The following is a 17057-nucleotide window of genomic DNA, read 5'->3' as shown; positions in this document are numbered from 1 at the left end:
GATTTTTTCTGCTGTAAAAATGTGCATCTGTTACAAGTAAATTGCACTGATGTTTCTTTATAACTCTTGCTGACGTGATTCAGCTCTTGTTTTTAACCTGTCGTTCACAAACTAAACTTATAAAACATTCTCAGCTTGTTATTGCAATGTTACTTTCCGGCGCAATCACAGGCGGCATTTTCGTACCCTATTCCCCTCCTGTGTTTTCCCCACCATAGGACGTATGTATGAAAACATCAATTTTTAAAAGTCTTTATTTTCAGGTTCTTGCCGCCATTACGATAGGGATACTGTTGGGGCATTTCTACCCCCAGCTTGGTGAGCAAATGAAGCCTCTGGGCGATGGGTTTGTTAAATTAATTAAAATGATTATTGCGCCGGTTATCTTCTGTACGGTCGTAACCGGTATCGCAGGCATGGAAAGTATGAAGTCGGTCGGTCGTACTGGTGCGGCCGCTCTGCTGTATTTTGAAATTGTGAGTACGATTGCGCTGATTATCGGTCTGGTCGTGGTCAACGTGGTGCAACCAGGCGTGGGAATGAATATCGACCCGAGTACGCTTGATGCTTCTGCGGTGGCGGTCTATACCCAACAGGCTTCGCAACAGGGTCTGATTCCATTCCTGATGGATGTGATCCCGGCGAGTGTGGTTGGTGCGTTTGCCAGCGGTAATATCTTGCAGGTTCTGCTGTTTGCTGTGATGTTTGGCTTTGCGCTGCACCGCCTGGGGCCAAAGGGCAAGGTCATTTTTGATGTGATCGACAGCTTCTCCAAGGTCATTTTCGGCGTCATTAACATGATCATGAAATTGGCTCCTCTGGGTGCGTTCGGTGCCATGGCCTTTACCATCGGTAAATATGGCGTTGGTACGCTGGTGCAGTTGGGGCAACTGATCCTCTGCTTCTACATCACCTGTGTTCTGTTTGTATTTCTGGTGTTGGGCAGCATTGCGAAAGCAACGGGCTTCAGTATCTTCAAATTCATTCGTTACATCCGTGAAGAACTGCTGATCGTACTGGGTACGTCCTCTTCTGAATCCGTGCTGCCACGTATGTTGGAGAAGATGGAGAAGGTCGGTTGTAAGAAATCTGTCGTCGGGTTGGTTATCCCTACCGGCTATTCGTTCAACCTTGATGGCACCTCCATCTATCTGACAATGGCGGCAGTGTTTATCGCTCAGGCAACCAACAGCCACATGGATATCTGGCATCAGATTACGCTGCTGGTGGTGCTGTTGCTGTCCTCTAAAGGCGCAGCAGGCGTGACGGGAAGTGGGTTTATTGTACTGGCAGCAACGCTGTCTGCCGTAGGCCATCTGCCTGTTGCTGGTCTGGCGTTGATTCTGGGTATTGACCGCTTCATGTCAGAAGCTCGTGCGCTGACCAACCTGATTGGTAACGGTGTTGCGACTATCGTGGTAGCAAAATACTGTCGCGAGCTGGATGAGAAGAAACTAGACGCTGAGCTGTCCGGTAACAATAAGGGCGATAACGCGGCCACGCCAACGGCACAGTCGTAATTCCAGCATGCAGTTGTAAGCATGTAGTTATCATGTAAGCCTGGTTCTCGTAAGCCTAGTTTTCTAAATCAATTCCCTACGGCGCTCTGCACCGTGGGGAATTTTTTTGTCTGTAAATTTTTTGTGTGTAAACAAGCTGCACCCAACCCAACGGTTTTCCTCCACTTTTTAAACGTCCCAAAACGTAAAAATATTGTTAAATATGACTATTTTTATCTTTTTTGCAGATTATTTCACCTCCTGAAGTGACATAGACAAAAGCGCGCTGTCCAAGGGAATGGTACACTTCGCGTCTTCAATTTTTTTCCGTGATATATCCACGAGAGTGTGCGGTGGCAGACGCAAGGCCACCATAATGATCAACAATAACCACATTATTATGTTGGATAGCTATAAGTAGGGGTTCACATGCAGGGCACCAAAAAGGCGCTTTTCGTTGGTGGTGTGTTGCTGGCCATGGTCAGCAGCAGCGTGCAGGCTGAAGCACTACAGCCCGATCCTGCCTGGCAGCAGGGTAAACTGGACAATGGTTTTACCTGGCAGTTATTAACCACACCACAGCGCCCCGGCGATCGGGTTGAGCTACGTCTGGTTGTTAATGCTGGATCGTTGCTGGAAAACGCCCAGCAAGTGGGCTTTGCACATTTTCTTCCTCGTCTGGCACTCGCGCCCGGTGATAAGCTGTCTGCTGCTCAGTTGCCTTCCATGTGGATGCGTGACGCTAACGGTTCACGCGTCCTGCCCCCGGTCATTGTTTCGTACGATTTCACGTCGTATAACCTGAGCCTGCCGAATAATCGCCCGGAACTGCTGAAAGAAGCGTTGGCGTGGCTAGCGGAAAGCGCAGGGCAGATGACGTTCGACGAAAAAAGGCTACAGGCCGCGCTGAAGGTTCCCGATCAGGTGACCACCTTTCCGATTAACCCGCAGGACCCGAGCTGGCGCTATCGCCTGAAAGGTTCACCCCTATTGGCGCACGATCCGGCTCAAGACGTCAAACCGCCGCTGAATGGCGAGCAACTTCAGCAATTTTATAAAACCTGGTATACGCCAGATGCGATGACGCTCTACATCGTTGGTCATGTGGATAACCGCAACGTGATCGAGCAGATCGGTAAAGCCTTCTCCCCGTTGGAAGGCAAACGCGAAACGCCTGCGCCGCTGCCGACATTAAGCCCGCTGCCACCACAGGCGATTAGCCTGATGAATAACAATGCTCAGCAGGATACGCTGTCGCTGATGTGGGATGCGCCGTGGCACCCGATTCGTGAATCTCAGGCGCTGGTTCGCTACTGGCTGGGCGACATGACGCGAGAAGCGATGTTCTGGCACCTTCAGCAGGTGCTCGAGAAGAGCCCGCAGAAGGGCAACAATCTCCGTTTCGACTGCAACGTGTTTTATACCCGCTCTCAGTGTGCAATTCATATGGATGTCCCGAATAGTGAGAGCGTTGAGCCGAGTGTGATATTTATGGCGCGCGAGCTGGCTGCGCTGCGTGAAAAAGGGCTGACACAACAAGAATTTGACGCGTTGATCGCGCGTAAGACGGACGAATTGAATAAGCTGTTTGCCACCTATGCACGTACCAGCACGGACATCCTGATGGATCAGCGTTTGCGATCCCAGCAGAATGGTGTGGTGGATATTGCTCCCGAGCAGTATCAGAAACTGCGTCAGACTTATCTGTCTGCCTTAACGCTTGATATCCTGAATCAGGAGCTGCACCAGCAACTGGTACAAGATACGACGATGATGTTGATCCAACAGCCGGGTGAACCTGAAGCGAATATGAAGGCGCTACAGGAAACCTACGACCAGATTATGACGCCAGCCGTCGAACCTGTTGCCAGCGCGTCTGCGGCAGCGTCTGAAGACGCTAAATTACAGGACAAGGTTCCCGCTGCGCAGTAATCCCGCGATCCGTAAAGAGAAAAGGCCGCAGTCGCGGCCTTTTGCTTATTATCACACGACGTCATGTTTACGCAGGCATTGCGTCAAGCGGGATGATCGCGCCACGGTATTGAATGACTGTGCTAGCCGTCAGGTGACCGCGCTCTGCCGCTTCCTGCGTGCTGCCGCCGTTCAGGCGAACTGATAGATAGCCCGCGCTGAAGGAATCGCCTGCTGCGGTGGTATCAACCACTTTCTCTTTTGGCAATTTGATCGCGGGAACATCAACCAGTTCTTGCCCGCGCTCTGACACGATGCAGGAATCGGCACCGCGTTTAATGACGACTTCGCTAACGCCCAAACCGTGCGTCCGTTCCAGCACCACTTCCAGCGGCTTCGTACCCCACAGCATGTCTTCGTCATCCAGCGTCAGGAAGGCAATATCCGTACAGGACAGGATGTCGGTGTAGGCCTGTTGCGTTTCTTCCTTGCTCTGCCACAGACGTGGACGGTAGTTGTTATCAAAAATCACTTTACCGCCGTTGGCGCGGCAGGCGCGCAGCAGGGCGAGCAGACGCTGACGGCTTTCGGCATTCAGAATCGCCAGACTGATGCCGCTCAGGTAGAGATAGTCAAATTGCGCCAGCGCCTGACCAATTTTTTCTGCTTCCGGGCTGTCCAACCAGTAGCGTGCCGCGGCATCGTTGCGCCAATAGTAGAATGTGCGCTCGCCGCTATCGTCGGTTTCAATGAAATATAAACCGGGCAGTTTGTTATCCAGCCGCTGAATCAGGTCGGTTTTCACCCCTTCGTTTTGCCAGGCGGCAACCATCTCTGTACTGAAGCTATCGGTGCCGAGTGCGGTCACGTAATGCACGCCCAGCTTTTCAGCGTTTACCTGACGGGCAATGTAAACGGCAGTGTTCAGCGTATCGCCGCCAAATCCACGGTTAAGATCCGTGCCCTTCTGCGACAGTTCGATCATGCATTCGCCGATTACGGCAATGTTAGTAGTTGTCATCACTTTTGGCCTGTTTGAAAAGGTACCCTGGGACGCGAATTATTCGGGTATAAAAAACGCGAAATTAACCTCAGTCTCAACATTACGTGAGACTGAGTCAATAGCCTTGAAACGATGTTTTATTTTTTCATGACGCAGATCGGAAAACCAGCGCTTTCCCGCTGTTTTTAGCGAGGAGGGGGCGGTGCTTTCTCTTTCTCTTGTTCGCTCTGGTCTGTCGAGATGTCGCCTTTGTAGTTCGCCGTCGCGATCCAGGCAGCGCAGAAAAGCGTTAGGCGCGCGAAGAAATAGAAGAACGCCATTAGGCCAATAACCGAGCCGAACGCAGCTCCTGAAGGAGAACTGGCGAGTTTAGGCAGCGCGACGGTCATCGCAAATTTGATGGCTTCAAAACCGACTGCGGCAATCAGCGTGCCGCGAAAGAGCGCTTTGCGCTTGGGTTTGTGGCGCGGTAAAACAAAAAATATCCATAGAAATAACAGATAGTTGGCGAAGATGGAGATTGACAGCGCAATCAGTGTCAACGCGGGACGTAGCCATTCGATGCCATCCAGCCCCAGCGCGGTGACGATCATGTTTTGCGCGGTGCCAGCAACAGAAGTCAGGAAAAGCGTAATAATGAGCGCAATAACCAAACCGGTCAGCGACAGGAAATCCCGCGTGTACTGAAAGTAAATTTTCTCTTCATCTTTCGGGTTTCGTTCCCATACGTCACGCGACTGAGCGCGAATCGCTTCACGCAGATTTCCCATCCAACTGATACCGGAATAGAGTGCGATCAGCAAACCGGTAAGCCCGACGGTGGTACGCTGCTGCACGGCGGTGTTGACGGTACTTTTCAGCGTATTAGCCAGATTGGGATCGCTGATACTGTTAACGATGCGGTTAATCAGCCCGGTCAGCAGGTCGGGGTTAGAGGCCAACACGAAACCTACGGCGGCAAAAGACACCATGAGAATGGGGATCAGCGACAGAAAGGAAAAATAGGTAATCGCCGCGCCAAACTGGTTGCCCATGCGATCGTTGAAACGTTCGCCTGCGCGAATCAGGTGTGCCACGCTGGGAATCGCCTGAATTCGTGCGGCCAGACGTTTGCTCTTGCCCAGAAACGAGAGCGGCTTCTGTGGCAATGTGTCCCCTTCTGGGGTTGACGATGTTGGTTTGCGATCCGGGTCTGCCGGTACAGGCATTGCGTTTCTCCTGTGTTCGGGATTATAAGATTGATTATAACCAACAATATAAGAATGTTACTTTTCGATGTTTTTTGAACGTACGTCATACACGGACGTTAAGCGAGTGAATTTTCCATGCCAACACCTTCCCCATCCGAACCGGCGCTGAGTGGTCTGCGCCTTAATCTGAGTATCGTTTCGATTGTGGCGTTCAACTTCGCCAGCTATTTGAATATTGGTCTGCCGCTGGCGGTGCTGCCGGGGTATGTGCATGACCACCTTGGCTATAGCGCATTCTGGGCCGGGTTGGTCATCAGCCTGCAATATTTCTCCACGCTATTGAGCCGCCCCCATGCCGGTCGCAGTGCTGATGAAAAAGGGCCGAAAAAGATTGTCGTTTGGGGATTAGTCGGTGTCATGCTGAGCGGCGTGTTTTATCTGTTTGCTGCCTTTAGCGATGCGTCGCCCGCGATCACGCTGCTGCTGCTGTGTCTCGGACGTGTCGTGCTGGGTGCCGGACAGAGCTTTGCAGGAACCGGTGCAACGCTCTGGGGCGTTGGCGTGGTGGGCTCCCGACATATCGGGCGCGTGATTTCGTGGAATGGCATCGCGACGTACGGTGCGATGGCGATTGGTGCACCGCTCGGCGTCTGGCTCAATCATATCGGTGGGCTAAAGCTGCTCTCGGTGTGCATCATTCTCATCGCCGCCGTGGCGATTATCTTCGCGCTGCCGCGTCCGGCCGTGCAGGTCGCGCCCGGTAAAAAGATTCCCTTCCGCGAAGTACTGGGGAAAGTCTGGGTTTACGGCATTATTCTGGCGATCGCCTCTGCGGGTTTTGGCGTGATCGCCACATTCATCACGTTGTTTTATGCCGATCGTCATTGGGATGGCGCCGCGCTGACCTTGACCATTTTCAGCTGTGCTTTTGTTGGGGCGCGGCTAGTCTTCCCCAACAGTATTCAGCGGTTTGGCGGGCTGCGCGTCGCGATGGCGTGTTTTGTGGTTGAAATTGTAGGCTTGCTGCTGGTGTGGGGCGCGGTGCAACCGCTCATGGCGGAAGTCGGTGCATTCCTCGCAGGGGCGGGTTTCTCTTTGGTATTCCCAGCATTGGGGGTTGTGGCCGTCAAGGCGGTATCACCACAGAATCAGGGCAGCGCGCTGGCAACCTATACGATATTTCTCGATTTATCGCTGGGCATCGTCGGGCCAGTGGCGGGTGTGCTGATGGCCTATACCGGTATCGCCTCTATTTATCTGGCGGCGGCGCTGCTGGGACTATGCGGTCTGGCACTGACGTGGCGACTGACTCAGCGAATCACCAGCGTATAAGAGAATGACAATACAGGCCGTAGACAATCCTAATTCATGAAATGAAAACGGGGATAATGGAATAGAAGAGTAAAGCGTCCGCGCCAAGGATGGCGCGGCTCGAGCGTACATGGATGTATTTACAGCGTCTTTACGATCTATCCATTATCGCCGCTCTGCGTGCTTTGTTATGTCCTTCGAATAGCCACCGAAGTGGCTACTCTCAGACGATAGCGTCGATTATTTCAGCTTCAGCGTGTGGATGATGCCTTCCGCTTCGCTCTGCGCCTGTTGCTGATTGCTGGCTGGCAGCGTGATCTGCAAGGTCAGCAGTTGGTTTTCCACTTTGCCTAACACTACAGAGGAATAAGCCTGCTGTCCGCTGCTAGTGATAATGCTGTCGAGCTGTTGCAGCTTCTTGCCGTCAACGTCGATGGTTTTGTTGGTAACGACCTGAAGGTTGGCGTCACGCGTGCGCTGATGATCTTCCAGACGCTGCGCCAGCACGGCCAACTCGTCCGTGGTGTCATCGCCAAGAATCACGATGACAGCTTTCTGCCCGTTGTCATTCGCGTAAACGTGCATGTTGTTTGCTTGTGTACCGACTTTACCGCTTTGGTCACTCATATCGGCTGGTAGAGTAAACGCAATTTTACCCTCCAGTAATTCAATGTTCTGGCCCGCGCTGGCTGCGGCGGCAGGTTTATCTTGTGCGCCCGCTTTTGCGGCGTCATCCGTTTTGCCATCACAGGCAGCAAGCAGGCCGACAAGCAGGCCGACACCGAGGTATTTGATTACATTCGACATAGGTTCCCTTTCTCTCGTTTTTTAACAGGTAATCTTTTTAAACAGGTAATAACAGTATGGCACCCTATTCAGATAGCAAAAACAAGCATTTTGTTGTTGCAAACCATTGTTTGAGCCTGCGTTATTTTTACAAAACGATGAGTGGCTTAAGGAAAAAGGCGGTGTGAATCACCGCCCGATAAGAATTAATGGTGACTGCTGGCGGAGTGATAGTCGGCAGTGCTTTTCTGCTCGCTCAGGCGTTTGAGCACCATGTTCAGCATGACACCGTACATCGGCAGGAAGAAGGCCAGACTGATAAGCAGTTTGAAGGCGTAATCGACCATCGCAATTTCGACCCAGTTTGCCGCCATGAAGACATCGGTGCTGCGGTAAAATGCGATGAAGAAAAAGGCCAGCGTGTCGCTGAAGTTACCAAACACGGTTGAAACAGCCGGTGCCACCCACCACGCGCGCTTTTGGCGCAGTCGGTTGAAGACGTGGACATCCAGAATTTGACCGAGAACATACGCCATGAAGCTGGCGCAGGCGATACGTGCCACGACGATATTCACCTGACTCAGCGCCTCGAACGTCTGCCACGATCCCTGATAAAATAGTGACGAAACCAGATAGGAGATCGCCAACGCAGGCACCATTACGGTCAGAATGATACGACGCGCCAGCGGTGCACCGAAAACCCGAACCGTCAGGTCAGTGGCCAGAAAAATAAACGGGAAGGTAAACGCGCCCCAGGTAGTATGAAAACCGAAAATCAATACCGGGAGCTGAACCAGATAATTACTCGACGTAATGATCAGGACGTGGAACAACGATAGCCAGATCAGCGCCGTAAGCCGCTGCTGGGGAGTAAAACGATACATAATGTGACCTTTTTGGTTATTGGGGTTAGGGAACCCAAGGAATAACGTGCAGATTTATGCTGCAACGCGGCGGCATAATACGCAATTGCCTCGCTAATGCAATGTGTTTTGCCAGGAAAAGATGGTTGTTTTCTGCGCAAACGTTGTCGTCGCTTGCGTCGGGAAATCCTCAGCGTAAACTAAGGCGGTTTTTTGATTCCAGTACTGAGAATGTTGATGACCGATCCCTTTACCAACCCGGATAAAACCCTTGATGCGCAGGGGTTGCGCTGTCCTGAGCCTGTGATGATGGTACGTAAGACGGTGCGCCAGATGGAAACCGGGCAAACGCTGCTGATTATTGCCGACGATCCGGCCACCACTCGCGATATTCCCGGTTTTTGCGTGTATATGGAGCATGAGCTTCTGGCGCAGGAGACCGAACAGCTTCCCTATCGTTATCTGCTGCGCAAGGGTTAATACTCGTCATACTTCCAGCCGCAGGTGCGCGGCGTTACACCGCGCACCGTAGACTGCGATTAGTCCTGTTTTCTCAGCAGCCGCAGCGCGTTGGCGGTGACCAGTGCCGTTGCGCCGGAATCCGCCAGCACAGCGAGCCACAGCCCGGTAATGCCCAGCACGCTGGTGACCAGAAATACGGCTTTCAGCCCCAGTGCGATCATAATGTTCTGACGAATATTATGCTGCGTCGCTCGCGACAGGCTAATCATGGCCGCCAGCCCGGTCAGGCGGCTGTGGGTTAATGCTGCATCGGCGGTTTCCAGCGCCACATCTGTACCGCTTCCCATCGCGATGCCGATGGTTGCGGCTTTCATCGCTGGCGCGTCGTTGATGCCGTCGCCCACCATCGCTACGGGGTGCTGCTTACTCAATTCGCTGACTGCCGTGACTTTATCGGCAGGGAGCAGGCTGGCTCGGTAATCGATCCCCAATGTCGCGGCAATGGCTGCCGCCGCACGGGGATTATCGCCCGTGAGCATGACGCCGCGAATCCCCAACTGCTGTAGGGCATCCAACGCTTCACGCGCATCGTGGCGCAGCGTATCGCTCAACGCCAACAAACCTAGTAGCCTGTCGTCTTCTTGCACTACCACCACGGTTTTCCCTTCGCTTTCCAGCGAATCAACTCGTTGCAACCAGTCGGCATCAAGCAGATCGGACGCGACACGAGTTGGCGCGCTGACCTGAATCCGCTTGCCGCCTATCGTACCTTCAACGCCGACACCTGCCAGCGCTTTACGGTTTTCTGCCATCGGCAGGAATGTGCTGTTGGACAACGCATGCTGGACGATGGCTTTGGCAAGCGGATGGTGCGAGCCTGACTCCACTGCGGCGGTTCGCGTTAGCAGCGCCGTTTCGCTAATACCTGTGGCGGGTAACACGTCCGTCACTTGCGGCTTGCCTTCCGTCAGCGTACCTGTCTTATCAAACGCGATGGTCTTGATGCTGCCCAGCGACTCCAGCGCGGCGCCGCCTTTAATCAGCGCCCCCCGGCGCGTTGCCGCAGCCAGCCCAGAGGTGATCGCCGCAGGCGTTGAAATCACCAGTGCACACGGGCAGCCGATTAACAGCAGCGTCAAACCGCGATAAATCCACTCTTGCCACGGCTGTGCCAGCAGCAATGGCGGCACCAAAATCACCAGCAGTGACAGCAGCATGATGGCCGGTGTGTAGTAGCGGCTGAACTTATCAAGGAAGCGTTCTATCGGTGCGCGCCGCTCTTCTGCTTCTTCTATCAGTTGCAGAATGCGGTCGATGGCGCTGTTGCCCGGCTGTGAAACCACACGTAACTGCACAACCCGATCGACACACAGGCTACCTGCGGCAATTTTCTCACCCGGTGTGCGCTCAACGGGCACCGATTCGCCGGTCAGGGCGCTTTCATCAAAGCTGGCGTCGTTGTTCAATAGCTCCGCATCGGCAGGGAGTCGCCCGCCGGGGGCGACTTCAATGACATCACCGGGGACCAGACTCGCAACAGGGACGAGGCGTCGCTGCCCGTTTCCGACGACCGTTGCGTCTTCAGGAAGCAGCGCCATCAGTGCCGTTACGCCACGCCGGGCGCGGTTTGCCGCGTAAGACTCCAGATATTCGCCCAACATAAACAGCAGCAAAATAACGGTGGCTTCGGTGGTGGCACCAATTAAGAGCGCCCCGATGGAGGCCACGCTCATTAGTGTCTCAATCGCGAAGGGTGTACCCGTACGAATGAGCTGCACCGTTTTTTTCAGGATTGGAATCAGCCCGACAATTGTGGTTGCGATAAACGCGATCTGCCCGCCGCGCTCGCTTAGCAGGGAAAGTCCCCAGCTTGCAGCAGCCAGCAAAGTGAAAAGTATTAAGAAACCATATTCATGTACGAAACGACGTACGGTAGAGGTGTCGGGTGGTGCAATAGGGAATGCGGTGTCCTGCAAGGTGAAGCCCGCTTGCTGAACGGCATGTTGAACCTGAGGGCGAATATCGGTGTAGGCATCAACCACCAGTTTTTCGGTGGCGAACAGCACTTTGGCTTGTTCAATTCCGGTGAGATTTTTTACTGCATTTTCGATTTTACGTGCGCAACTGGGACAATCCATTCCGCTGATTTTCCAGCTGAAACGCTGGTTGGGTCGGGGCCTGTCGCTGTCGCCACCGTCGGGGTCGTCGGAATCCGCGCTACCGCCGCTGTCTGACGAATGCTGCTCTGTGCCACACGCGGTCTGTACCACGGCATCAGACGTGTGTTTGGTTGAACAGCAACTGTGGTCGGCGTGGTTCGAATGCTGGGTGTGTTCACTACAGCAGCTTTTAGTGCTGTGAGTGGTGCTGCGTGGCGCATGGTGAACGCCGTTATTGCAGCAGGCTGATTTCTCAGCGCTGTGGTGGTGTTGATGAGAGTGCATGTCTTCCCCCTATTAGTGATTGCCATTCTCATCAGGAACTTTACACCGCCGCTCAAGGCTTAGCCAGATTTTCGTGAGCGTCGCGAACGTCAGAAATAGAGGGAGCGAACAATCAAGAAATGGCCGCCAAAATAGCCCGCCGCCACAATCGCCTGATGGGCGCGGAACGGGAAACGATAATGGTGAATCAGCCATACCGCATGGGCAATAAACAGCAGTACGGTGCCTGTCAGCAGGGAGAAGTTCGCGTTTGTCCCCAGCGCAAAATAACGTTCACCGGCAATCCAGACCATCAGCGTCGTCATGATAATAAATGCGCAGGCAGGCCAGCGCTGTGCGTCCAATCGCCCCCAAATAATGGCGATAAGCAGTGCAGCCACCACGATCAGCGTCAATGCCAACGGCCAGAAAAACGTGAACGAGACTTGCCCGGTAAAGAAACCGATGGTGTACAGCAAATGGGAAAGGAAATAGGCCGCAAAGGCGTAAAGCAGGCGTTGAGTCGGGAGCAGCAGCAGGGTATCTGCCACCAGCGTTGCCAGTAACCCCAGCACGATCAGGTAGCCCGGCACGCCGAGCAGCGGTGTCTGCCAGGCTAGCGCCAGCAGCAATAGCATGGTGACGGGTTTGAATAACCAACGCTGCCACGTTGGGCCACGATAGCTGGCGTCCACATACAGCCAACCAGAAAAAAGCACAGCAATAAATGACCAAAGCATAGCGTGTCCTTTTTGTGTTTTTGTTTGTGTCAGGATAAAAATAAACCGTTCTTTATCCAGTGTAGGGGATTGTGAGGAAGTTAAACAACACGGCGTGAGACGGATACGCCTTTCGTGAGCTTCATGTTATGTTATCGCCCGTTTTTACGCCGCGACGTCGCTGAAGGGAGCATTGTGTTGAATGAGTAATGAATCCGCACTTTATCGTATTCAATTTATAAATAACGGTAAGAACTACCAGCTTTATGTGCGTGAGTTGGTACAAAGCAGCCTGTTCGGTTTTATTGAAATTGCCGACTTTGTGTTTGATAGTCAGTCTACGCTGTTGGTTGACCCGTCAACCGAGAAGCTAAAAACGGAATTCTCCGGCGTTAGCCGCAGTTTCATCCCTTTGCAGGCGATTATTCGTATTGATGCCGTGACGGAAAAAGGCAGCGCTCGCATTTCTGATTTAGGCGATAACGTCACCGCGTTCCCCTACCTTCCCGGTAAAAAGTCCTGATTTTTGCGGTGCGCCCTCTGTGGAACGAAAGGGCACGGTATTGATGCCTGGTGCCCCAGGAAATATTGTGTCCCGGAAGCGATTACGGCTTCGGTGGCTTAGGCTGCTTTTTCTGCCACGCCAGCAATTCAAACACGCCAAAAAGGAAAATACGAGCCTGAAGCGCGCGGTTCAGCGCGGGGCTGTCCTTCGGCTGGCTGGATTTTAACAGCAGCAGCTGAAAACCATGCATCAGGATCATAAACACCATCGCCACGGTCATGAAAATATTCAACGGCTTGGGAAATGGCTGAATCAGGTTAAGCAGCAGAAATCCCCACACGCCCAGCATCAATAGCCTGCCAAGGTTAATCAAAATCATCTCTTACCCTTACGTTGCTGCAAAGATCACTGACGGATGTATAAACGGTAGGCGACCTGACCGGCAATTTTCTCACGGTGTAGTTGCCAATTTTCCGGGATAGTCAGCTGCGCATTTTCCGCCTCGGTTTCCACGTAAATCCACGCGTCGGGTGCCAGCCAGCCCTGTTGTTCCAGCAGTGCGAGCGTGTTGTTCAGTAGCTCTTTGCGAAACGGTGGATCGAGAAACACGACGTCGAACGGCGTACCCGGTTGCGCCAGCCAGTTCAGGGCATCAGTATTGACCACCTCAGCGTTTTCCGCCCGAAGCAGCGCCAGATTTTGCGTTAATTGCTGGGCGACTGCACGTTCCATCTCCAATAATGTGGCATGAGCCGCATAACGAGACAGCGCTTCCAGCCCGAGCGCGCCGCTGCCAGCAAAGCAGTCCAGACAGCGCGCTTGTTGAATCACGGGAGCCAGCCAGTTAAACAATGTTTCCCGCACGCGGTCAGTGGTGGGGCGTAAACCGGGGCTATCAGGTACCGGGAGTTTTCTGCCGCGCCATTGACCACCGATGATTCGGATTTGTCCGGCGGCTGACGATGCATTTTTTTTAGCCATAGCTCACAGGGTTATTGTTGTGCCGCATCATCATGGTGTGGATGCGGGCAGGAAATTTCTGGCGCTATTCTAACGGCGGTTACGTGTAGAGGGAATGTTAAGATGGGCGTTAAGGCGCTTAAGCCAAAATTTTGTGCTGTCGGCGGTCTTCGGGTAACACGCGGCGTCTGACACACTTCGTTACGGACATTGCCTTTCGTTACGAAGATTGTGAGTAGCGAGGAAGATTGTCTGCCATTGCTCCTGCTGGCTGCGTGTTGCTGTCGGCAGGAAAGTGTTAAACTTGTTGTTTAAATATGATTTTCATTGATTGATTCGCTGCGGTGAGCAGCGTGGAGCGCGATTACACATGTCAAAAGAAAAGAAGCGCGGTTTTTTTTCCTGGCTGGGACTTGGGAAACAGGAAGAAAAACAAGAAGAGAAGCCGGTCGTTGAAGATGCGCCCGTTGCTGAATCAGATGCCGCCGCATCGACTCACCAGACCGTTGAGCCTACGCCGGAGCGCGTAGAGCAACCGCTGCCGGAAGAATCGGTAGTGGAAGAAAATAGCGTCGTTGACGAAAAGAGAGAGGTTGAAGCGCAAGCGTTGACCCCATTGGTCGCTGAGCGTGAGGATACCGTTGCGGCAGGCGAATCGACACATGTAGCCCCAGACGTTAGCGCGTCGTCTCCGATTATTCCCGCAACAGACGATCGTGACCCGATCGAGCATGACGTCCTCGATCGGGATGCCCTCGATCCGATCGTGCAGGACGAAGAACAAGAACCCGCGCAGTTAGATGACGTGCCTGTTGTGGCGCAGGAACAAGAACGCCCAACGAAAGAAGGTTTCTTCGCCCGCCTGAAACGCAGCCTGGTGAAAACGCGCCAGAACTTAGGTTCCGGATTTATCGGATTGTTTCGCGGTAAGAAAATCGACGACGATCTGTTTGATGAACTGGAAGAACAACTGCTGATTGCGGATGTTGGGGTCGAGACGACCCGTAAGATCATCGGCAGCCTGACGGAACACGCCAGTCGCCGCCAGCTGAAAGATGCTGATACGCTTTTTGTGAAGCTGAAAGAAGAAATGGCGGAGATCCTTGCTAAGGTGGACGCCCCGCTGAATATCGAAGGTAAAACGCCGTATGTCATTCTGATGGTTGGCGTTAATGGCGTGGGCAAAACCACCACCATCGGTAAAATGGCTCGTCAGTTCCAGGCACAGGGTAAATCTGTGATGCTGGCTGCGGGAGATACCTTCCGTGCGGCAGCCGTCGAGCAGCTTCAGGTCTGGGGACAGCGCAATAATGTGGCGGTGGTCGCGCAGCATACGGGTGCGGATTCGGCATCGGTGATTTTCGATGCGATTCAGGCCGCGAAAGCGCGCGGTATTGATGTCCTGATCGCAGATACCGCAGGGCGTTTACAGAACAAAGCGCATCTGATGGAAGAGCTGAAAAAGATTGTGCGCGTGATGAAGAAGCTGGACGAAGACGCGCCGCATGAAGTGATGCTGACGTTGGATGCGAGCACTGGGCAGAATGCAGTGAGCCAGGCCAAGCTGTTCAATGAAGCGGTCGGGCTGACGGGTATTACCTTGACTAAACTGGACGGCACCGCGAAAGGCGGGGTGATTTTCGCCATTGCCGACCAGTTTGCGATTCCTATCCGCTATATTGGGGTAGGTGAAGGCATTGAAGATTTACGGCCATTCAAGGCCGACGATTTTATTGAGGCACTTTTTGCCCGAGAGGATTAAAACGGATGATTCGTTTTGAACAGGTCAGTAAAGCTTACCTCGGTGGGCGTCAGGCATTGCAAGGGGTGGATTTCCATCTGCGCCCTGCAGAAATGGCGTTCCTGACTGGCCATTCCGGCGCGGGGAAAAGTACCCTGCTGAAGCTGATTTGTGGCATTGAACGTCCCAGCGCGGGTCAGATTTTGTTTGGCGGCCACAATATTAGCCGCCTGAAAAAACGCGAAGTTCCATTCCTGCGACGTCAGATCGGCATGATCTTTCAGGATCACCACCTGTTGATGGAACGCACAGTCTATGACAACGTCGCGATGCCGCTCATTATCGCGGGTGCCAGCAGTGAGGATATTCGTCGTCGGGTCTCTGCGGCGCTGGACAAGGTGGGTCTGCTGGATAAAGCGAAAAACTATCCTATCCAACTGTCCGGCGGTGAACAGCAGCGTGTGGGCATTGCGCGCGCGGTGGTGAATAAACCCGCTGTGTTGCTGGCGGATGAGCCGACCGGCAACCTGGACGAAGCATTGTCAGAAGGGATTTTACGCCTGTTTGAAGAATTCAATCGTGTTGGCGTCACGGTACTGATGGCGACGCATGATACCGGGCTGATCGCTCGCCGTCATTACCGTGTGCTGACGCTATCGGATGGCCGCATGGTGGGGGGAAACCACAATGGCGAATAACGTCCGTAATGCGAAAAAGCCTGTCGCAAAAGCGAAAGCACTACGCGGTGGCTGGCAGGAACAGTGGCGCTATGCCTGGACCAATACGCTGGCTGATATGCTGCGCCAGCCGCTTGCTACCTTTTTGACTGTGATGGTCATCGCCATCTCGCTGGCGTTGCCCAGCATCTGTTATCTGGTATGGAAAAACGTCAGTCAGGCTGCCACACAGTGGTATCCATCGCCGCAGTTGACGGTATATCTGGATAAATCGCTGGATGACAACGCCGCGCAGGCTGTCATCACGCAGCTTCAATCCGAAGACGGCGTTGATAAAGTCAATTATCTGTCGCGTAATGAAGCGATGGGCGAGTTCCGCAACTGGTCTGGTTTTGGCGGCGCGCTGGATATGCTGGAAGAAAATCCGCTGCCGGCAGTCGCGATTATCACGCCGAAAATGAGCTTTCAGGATTCCACCACGTTGACGACGCTGCGCGACCGCGTGGCGGCGACGCAGGGCGTGGATGAAGTACGGATGGACGACAGCTGGTTCGCACGGCTGGTGGCGTTGACTAACCTTGTCGGACAAATTTCAGCGACGATTGGTATCCTGATGATCGTTGCCGTCTTCCTGGTCATCGGTAACAGCGTGCGTCTGAGTATTTTCAGCCGCCGTGAAACCATCAACGTAATGAAGCTGATCGGCGCGACGGACGGTTTTATTCTGCGTCCGTTCCTGAATGGTGGGGCGGCGATGGGGCTGGGCGGGGCGGTGCTGTCGCTGATTTTATCGCAGGCGCTGGTTTGGAAACTGGATGCGGTGGTGGCGCAGGTTGCTGCCGTCTTCGGTACGACGTTTGCCGTCAAAGGGCTGAGCTGGGATGAGTCCCTGCTGCTGCTGTTAATCGCCGGTATGATTGGCTGGCTGGCCGCCTGGCTGGCAACGGTACAACATTTACGTCGTTTTACACCACAGTAAGCTTTTTCTGGTATAATTTTCCCCTGTA

General features: G+C 53.5%; 16 protein-coding genes. 8 read left to right on the top strand and 8 right to left on the bottom strand.

Translation table 11 applies throughout. The features are described 5' to 3' along the window. Positions 1-227 precede the first annotated feature (227 nt). Both A6301_RS18170 and A6301_RS18165 read left to right on the top strand, forming a co-directional pair. The gene (locus A6301_RS18170) at positions 228-1520 is read left to right on the top strand and encodes a dicarboxylate/amino acid:cation symporter (protein WP_107168638.1); all 1293 of its coding nucleotides are present in this window, start codon (positions 228-230) and stop codon (positions 1518-1520) included. Between the two features lie 408 nt (positions 1521-1928). Next, positions 1929-3431 carry a pitrilysin family protein gene (locus tag A6301_RS18165; protein ID WP_234258421.1) on the top strand — a complete coding sequence of 501 codons (1503 nt, stop codon included), beginning with the start codon at positions 1929-1931 and terminating at the stop codon, positions 3429-3431. Positions 3432-3498: 67 nt separating this feature from the next. Here A6301_RS18165 and A6301_RS18160 read toward each other — a convergent pair whose 3' ends face one another. Next, positions 3499-4431: a sugar kinase gene (locus tag A6301_RS18160; protein ID WP_234258420.1), complete on the bottom strand. Its 933-nt coding sequence runs from the start codon at positions 4429-4431 to the stop codon at positions 3499-3501. Between the two features lie 167 nt (positions 4432-4598). Further along, complete coding sequence (gene yhjD / locus A6301_RS18155) at positions 4599-5621, bottom strand: inner membrane protein YhjD (protein WP_234258419.1); 1023 nt, start codon at positions 5619-5621, stop codon at positions 4599-4601. A gap of 117 nt (positions 5622-5738) precedes the next feature. On the opposite strand from yhjD, the gene A6301_RS18150 reads away from it, so the two are divergent. Beyond that, the gene (locus tag A6301_RS18150) at positions 5739-6935 is read left to right on the top strand and encodes an MFS transporter (protein ID WP_234258418.1); all 1197 of its coding nucleotides are present in this window, start codon (positions 5739-5741) and stop codon (positions 6933-6935) included. 219 nt (positions 6936-7154) lie between these two features. Here the strand turns inward: A6301_RS18150 and A6301_RS18145 are convergent, their stop codons facing one another. Then, positions 7155-7721 carry a DcrB family lipoprotein gene (locus A6301_RS18145; RefSeq protein ID WP_234258417.1) on the bottom strand — a complete coding sequence of 189 codons (567 nt, stop codon included), beginning with the start codon at positions 7719-7721 and terminating at the stop codon, positions 7155-7157. Between the two features lie 185 nt (positions 7722-7906). After that, on the bottom strand, positions 7907-8584 hold the full coding sequence (locus A6301_RS18140) for a 7-cyano-7-deazaguanine/7-aminomethyl-7-deazaguanine transporter (protein WP_205540669.1): 678 nt from the start codon (positions 8582-8584) through the stop codon (positions 7907-7909). Between the two features lie 216 nt (positions 8585-8800). Here A6301_RS18140 and tusA point away from each other — a divergent pair, with 216 nt between their 5' ends. After that, the gene (gene tusA / locus A6301_RS18135) at positions 8801-9043 is read left to right on the top strand and encodes a sulfurtransferase TusA (protein ID WP_103862344.1); all 243 of its coding nucleotides are present in this window, start codon (positions 8801-8803) and stop codon (positions 9041-9043) included. Positions 9044-9102: 59 nt separating this feature from the next. Here the strand turns inward: tusA and A6301_RS18130 are convergent, their stop codons facing one another. Next, on the bottom strand, positions 9103-11469 hold the full coding sequence (locus A6301_RS18130) for a zinc/cadmium/mercury/lead-transporting ATPase (RefSeq protein ID WP_234258416.1): 2367 nt from the start codon (positions 11467-11469) through the stop codon (positions 9103-9105). Between the two features lie 89 nt (positions 11470-11558). Next, on the bottom strand, positions 11559-12188 hold the full coding sequence (locus A6301_RS18125; protein ID WP_205540671.1) for a lysoplasmalogenase: 630 nt from the start codon (positions 12186-12188) through the stop codon (positions 11559-11561). Between the two features lie 181 nt (positions 12189-12369). Here A6301_RS18125 and A6301_RS18120 point away from each other — a divergent pair, with 181 nt between their 5' ends. Beyond that, positions 12370-12690: a DUF1820 family protein gene (locus tag A6301_RS18120; RefSeq protein WP_107168647.1), complete on the top strand. Its 321-nt coding sequence runs from the start codon at positions 12370-12372 to the stop codon at positions 12688-12690. A gap of 82 nt (positions 12691-12772) precedes the next feature. On the opposite strand, the gene A6301_RS18115 is transcribed toward A6301_RS18120, so the two are convergent. Further along, a complete protein-coding gene (locus A6301_RS18115; RefSeq protein WP_161797826.1) occupies positions 12773-13048 on the bottom strand; it encodes a DUF1145 family protein in 276 nt (91 codons plus the stop codon). Between the two features lie 29 nt (positions 13049-13077). Continuing rightward, positions 13078-13653, bottom strand: a complete 576-nt coding sequence (gene rsmD, locus A6301_RS18110; RefSeq protein ID WP_234258415.1) for a 16S rRNA (guanine(966)-N(2))-methyltransferase — start codon at positions 13651-13653, stop codon at positions 13078-13080. Between the two features lie 349 nt (positions 13654-14002). Between rsmD and ftsY the strand changes: the two genes are divergently transcribed. From ftsY to ftsX, 3 genes are read left to right on the top strand one after another with little or no spacing between them, the layout of a single operon-like run. After that, a complete protein-coding gene (ftsY, locus tag A6301_RS18105; protein ID WP_107168650.1) occupies positions 14003-15394 on the top strand; it encodes a signal recognition particle-docking protein FtsY in 1392 nt (463 codons plus the stop codon). A 5-nt stretch (positions 15395-15399) separates the two neighbouring features. Further along, on the top strand, positions 15400-16071 hold the full coding sequence (gene ftsE / locus A6301_RS18100; RefSeq protein WP_005976428.1) for a cell division ATP-binding protein FtsE: 672 nt from the start codon (positions 15400-15402) through the stop codon (positions 16069-16071). Next, the gene (gene ftsX, locus A6301_RS18095; RefSeq protein WP_215483691.1) at positions 16061-17029 is read left to right on the top strand and encodes a permease-like cell division protein FtsX; all 969 of its coding nucleotides are present in this window, start codon (positions 16061-16063) and stop codon (positions 17027-17029) included. The genes ftsE and ftsX overlap by 11 nt, the downstream gene beginning before the upstream one ends. Positions 17030-17057: the final 28 nt, after the last annotated feature.

This window comes from Pectobacterium sp. IFB5596, from assembly GCF_021432585.1.
In the GTDB taxonomy this organism is placed as follows: Bacteria; Pseudomonadota; Gammaproteobacteria; order Enterobacterales; family Enterobacteriaceae; genus Pectobacterium; species Pectobacterium punjabense.
Note: the sequence above shows the minus strand (reverse complement) of the source record. Positions and strands in the feature narration are given on the sequence as shown.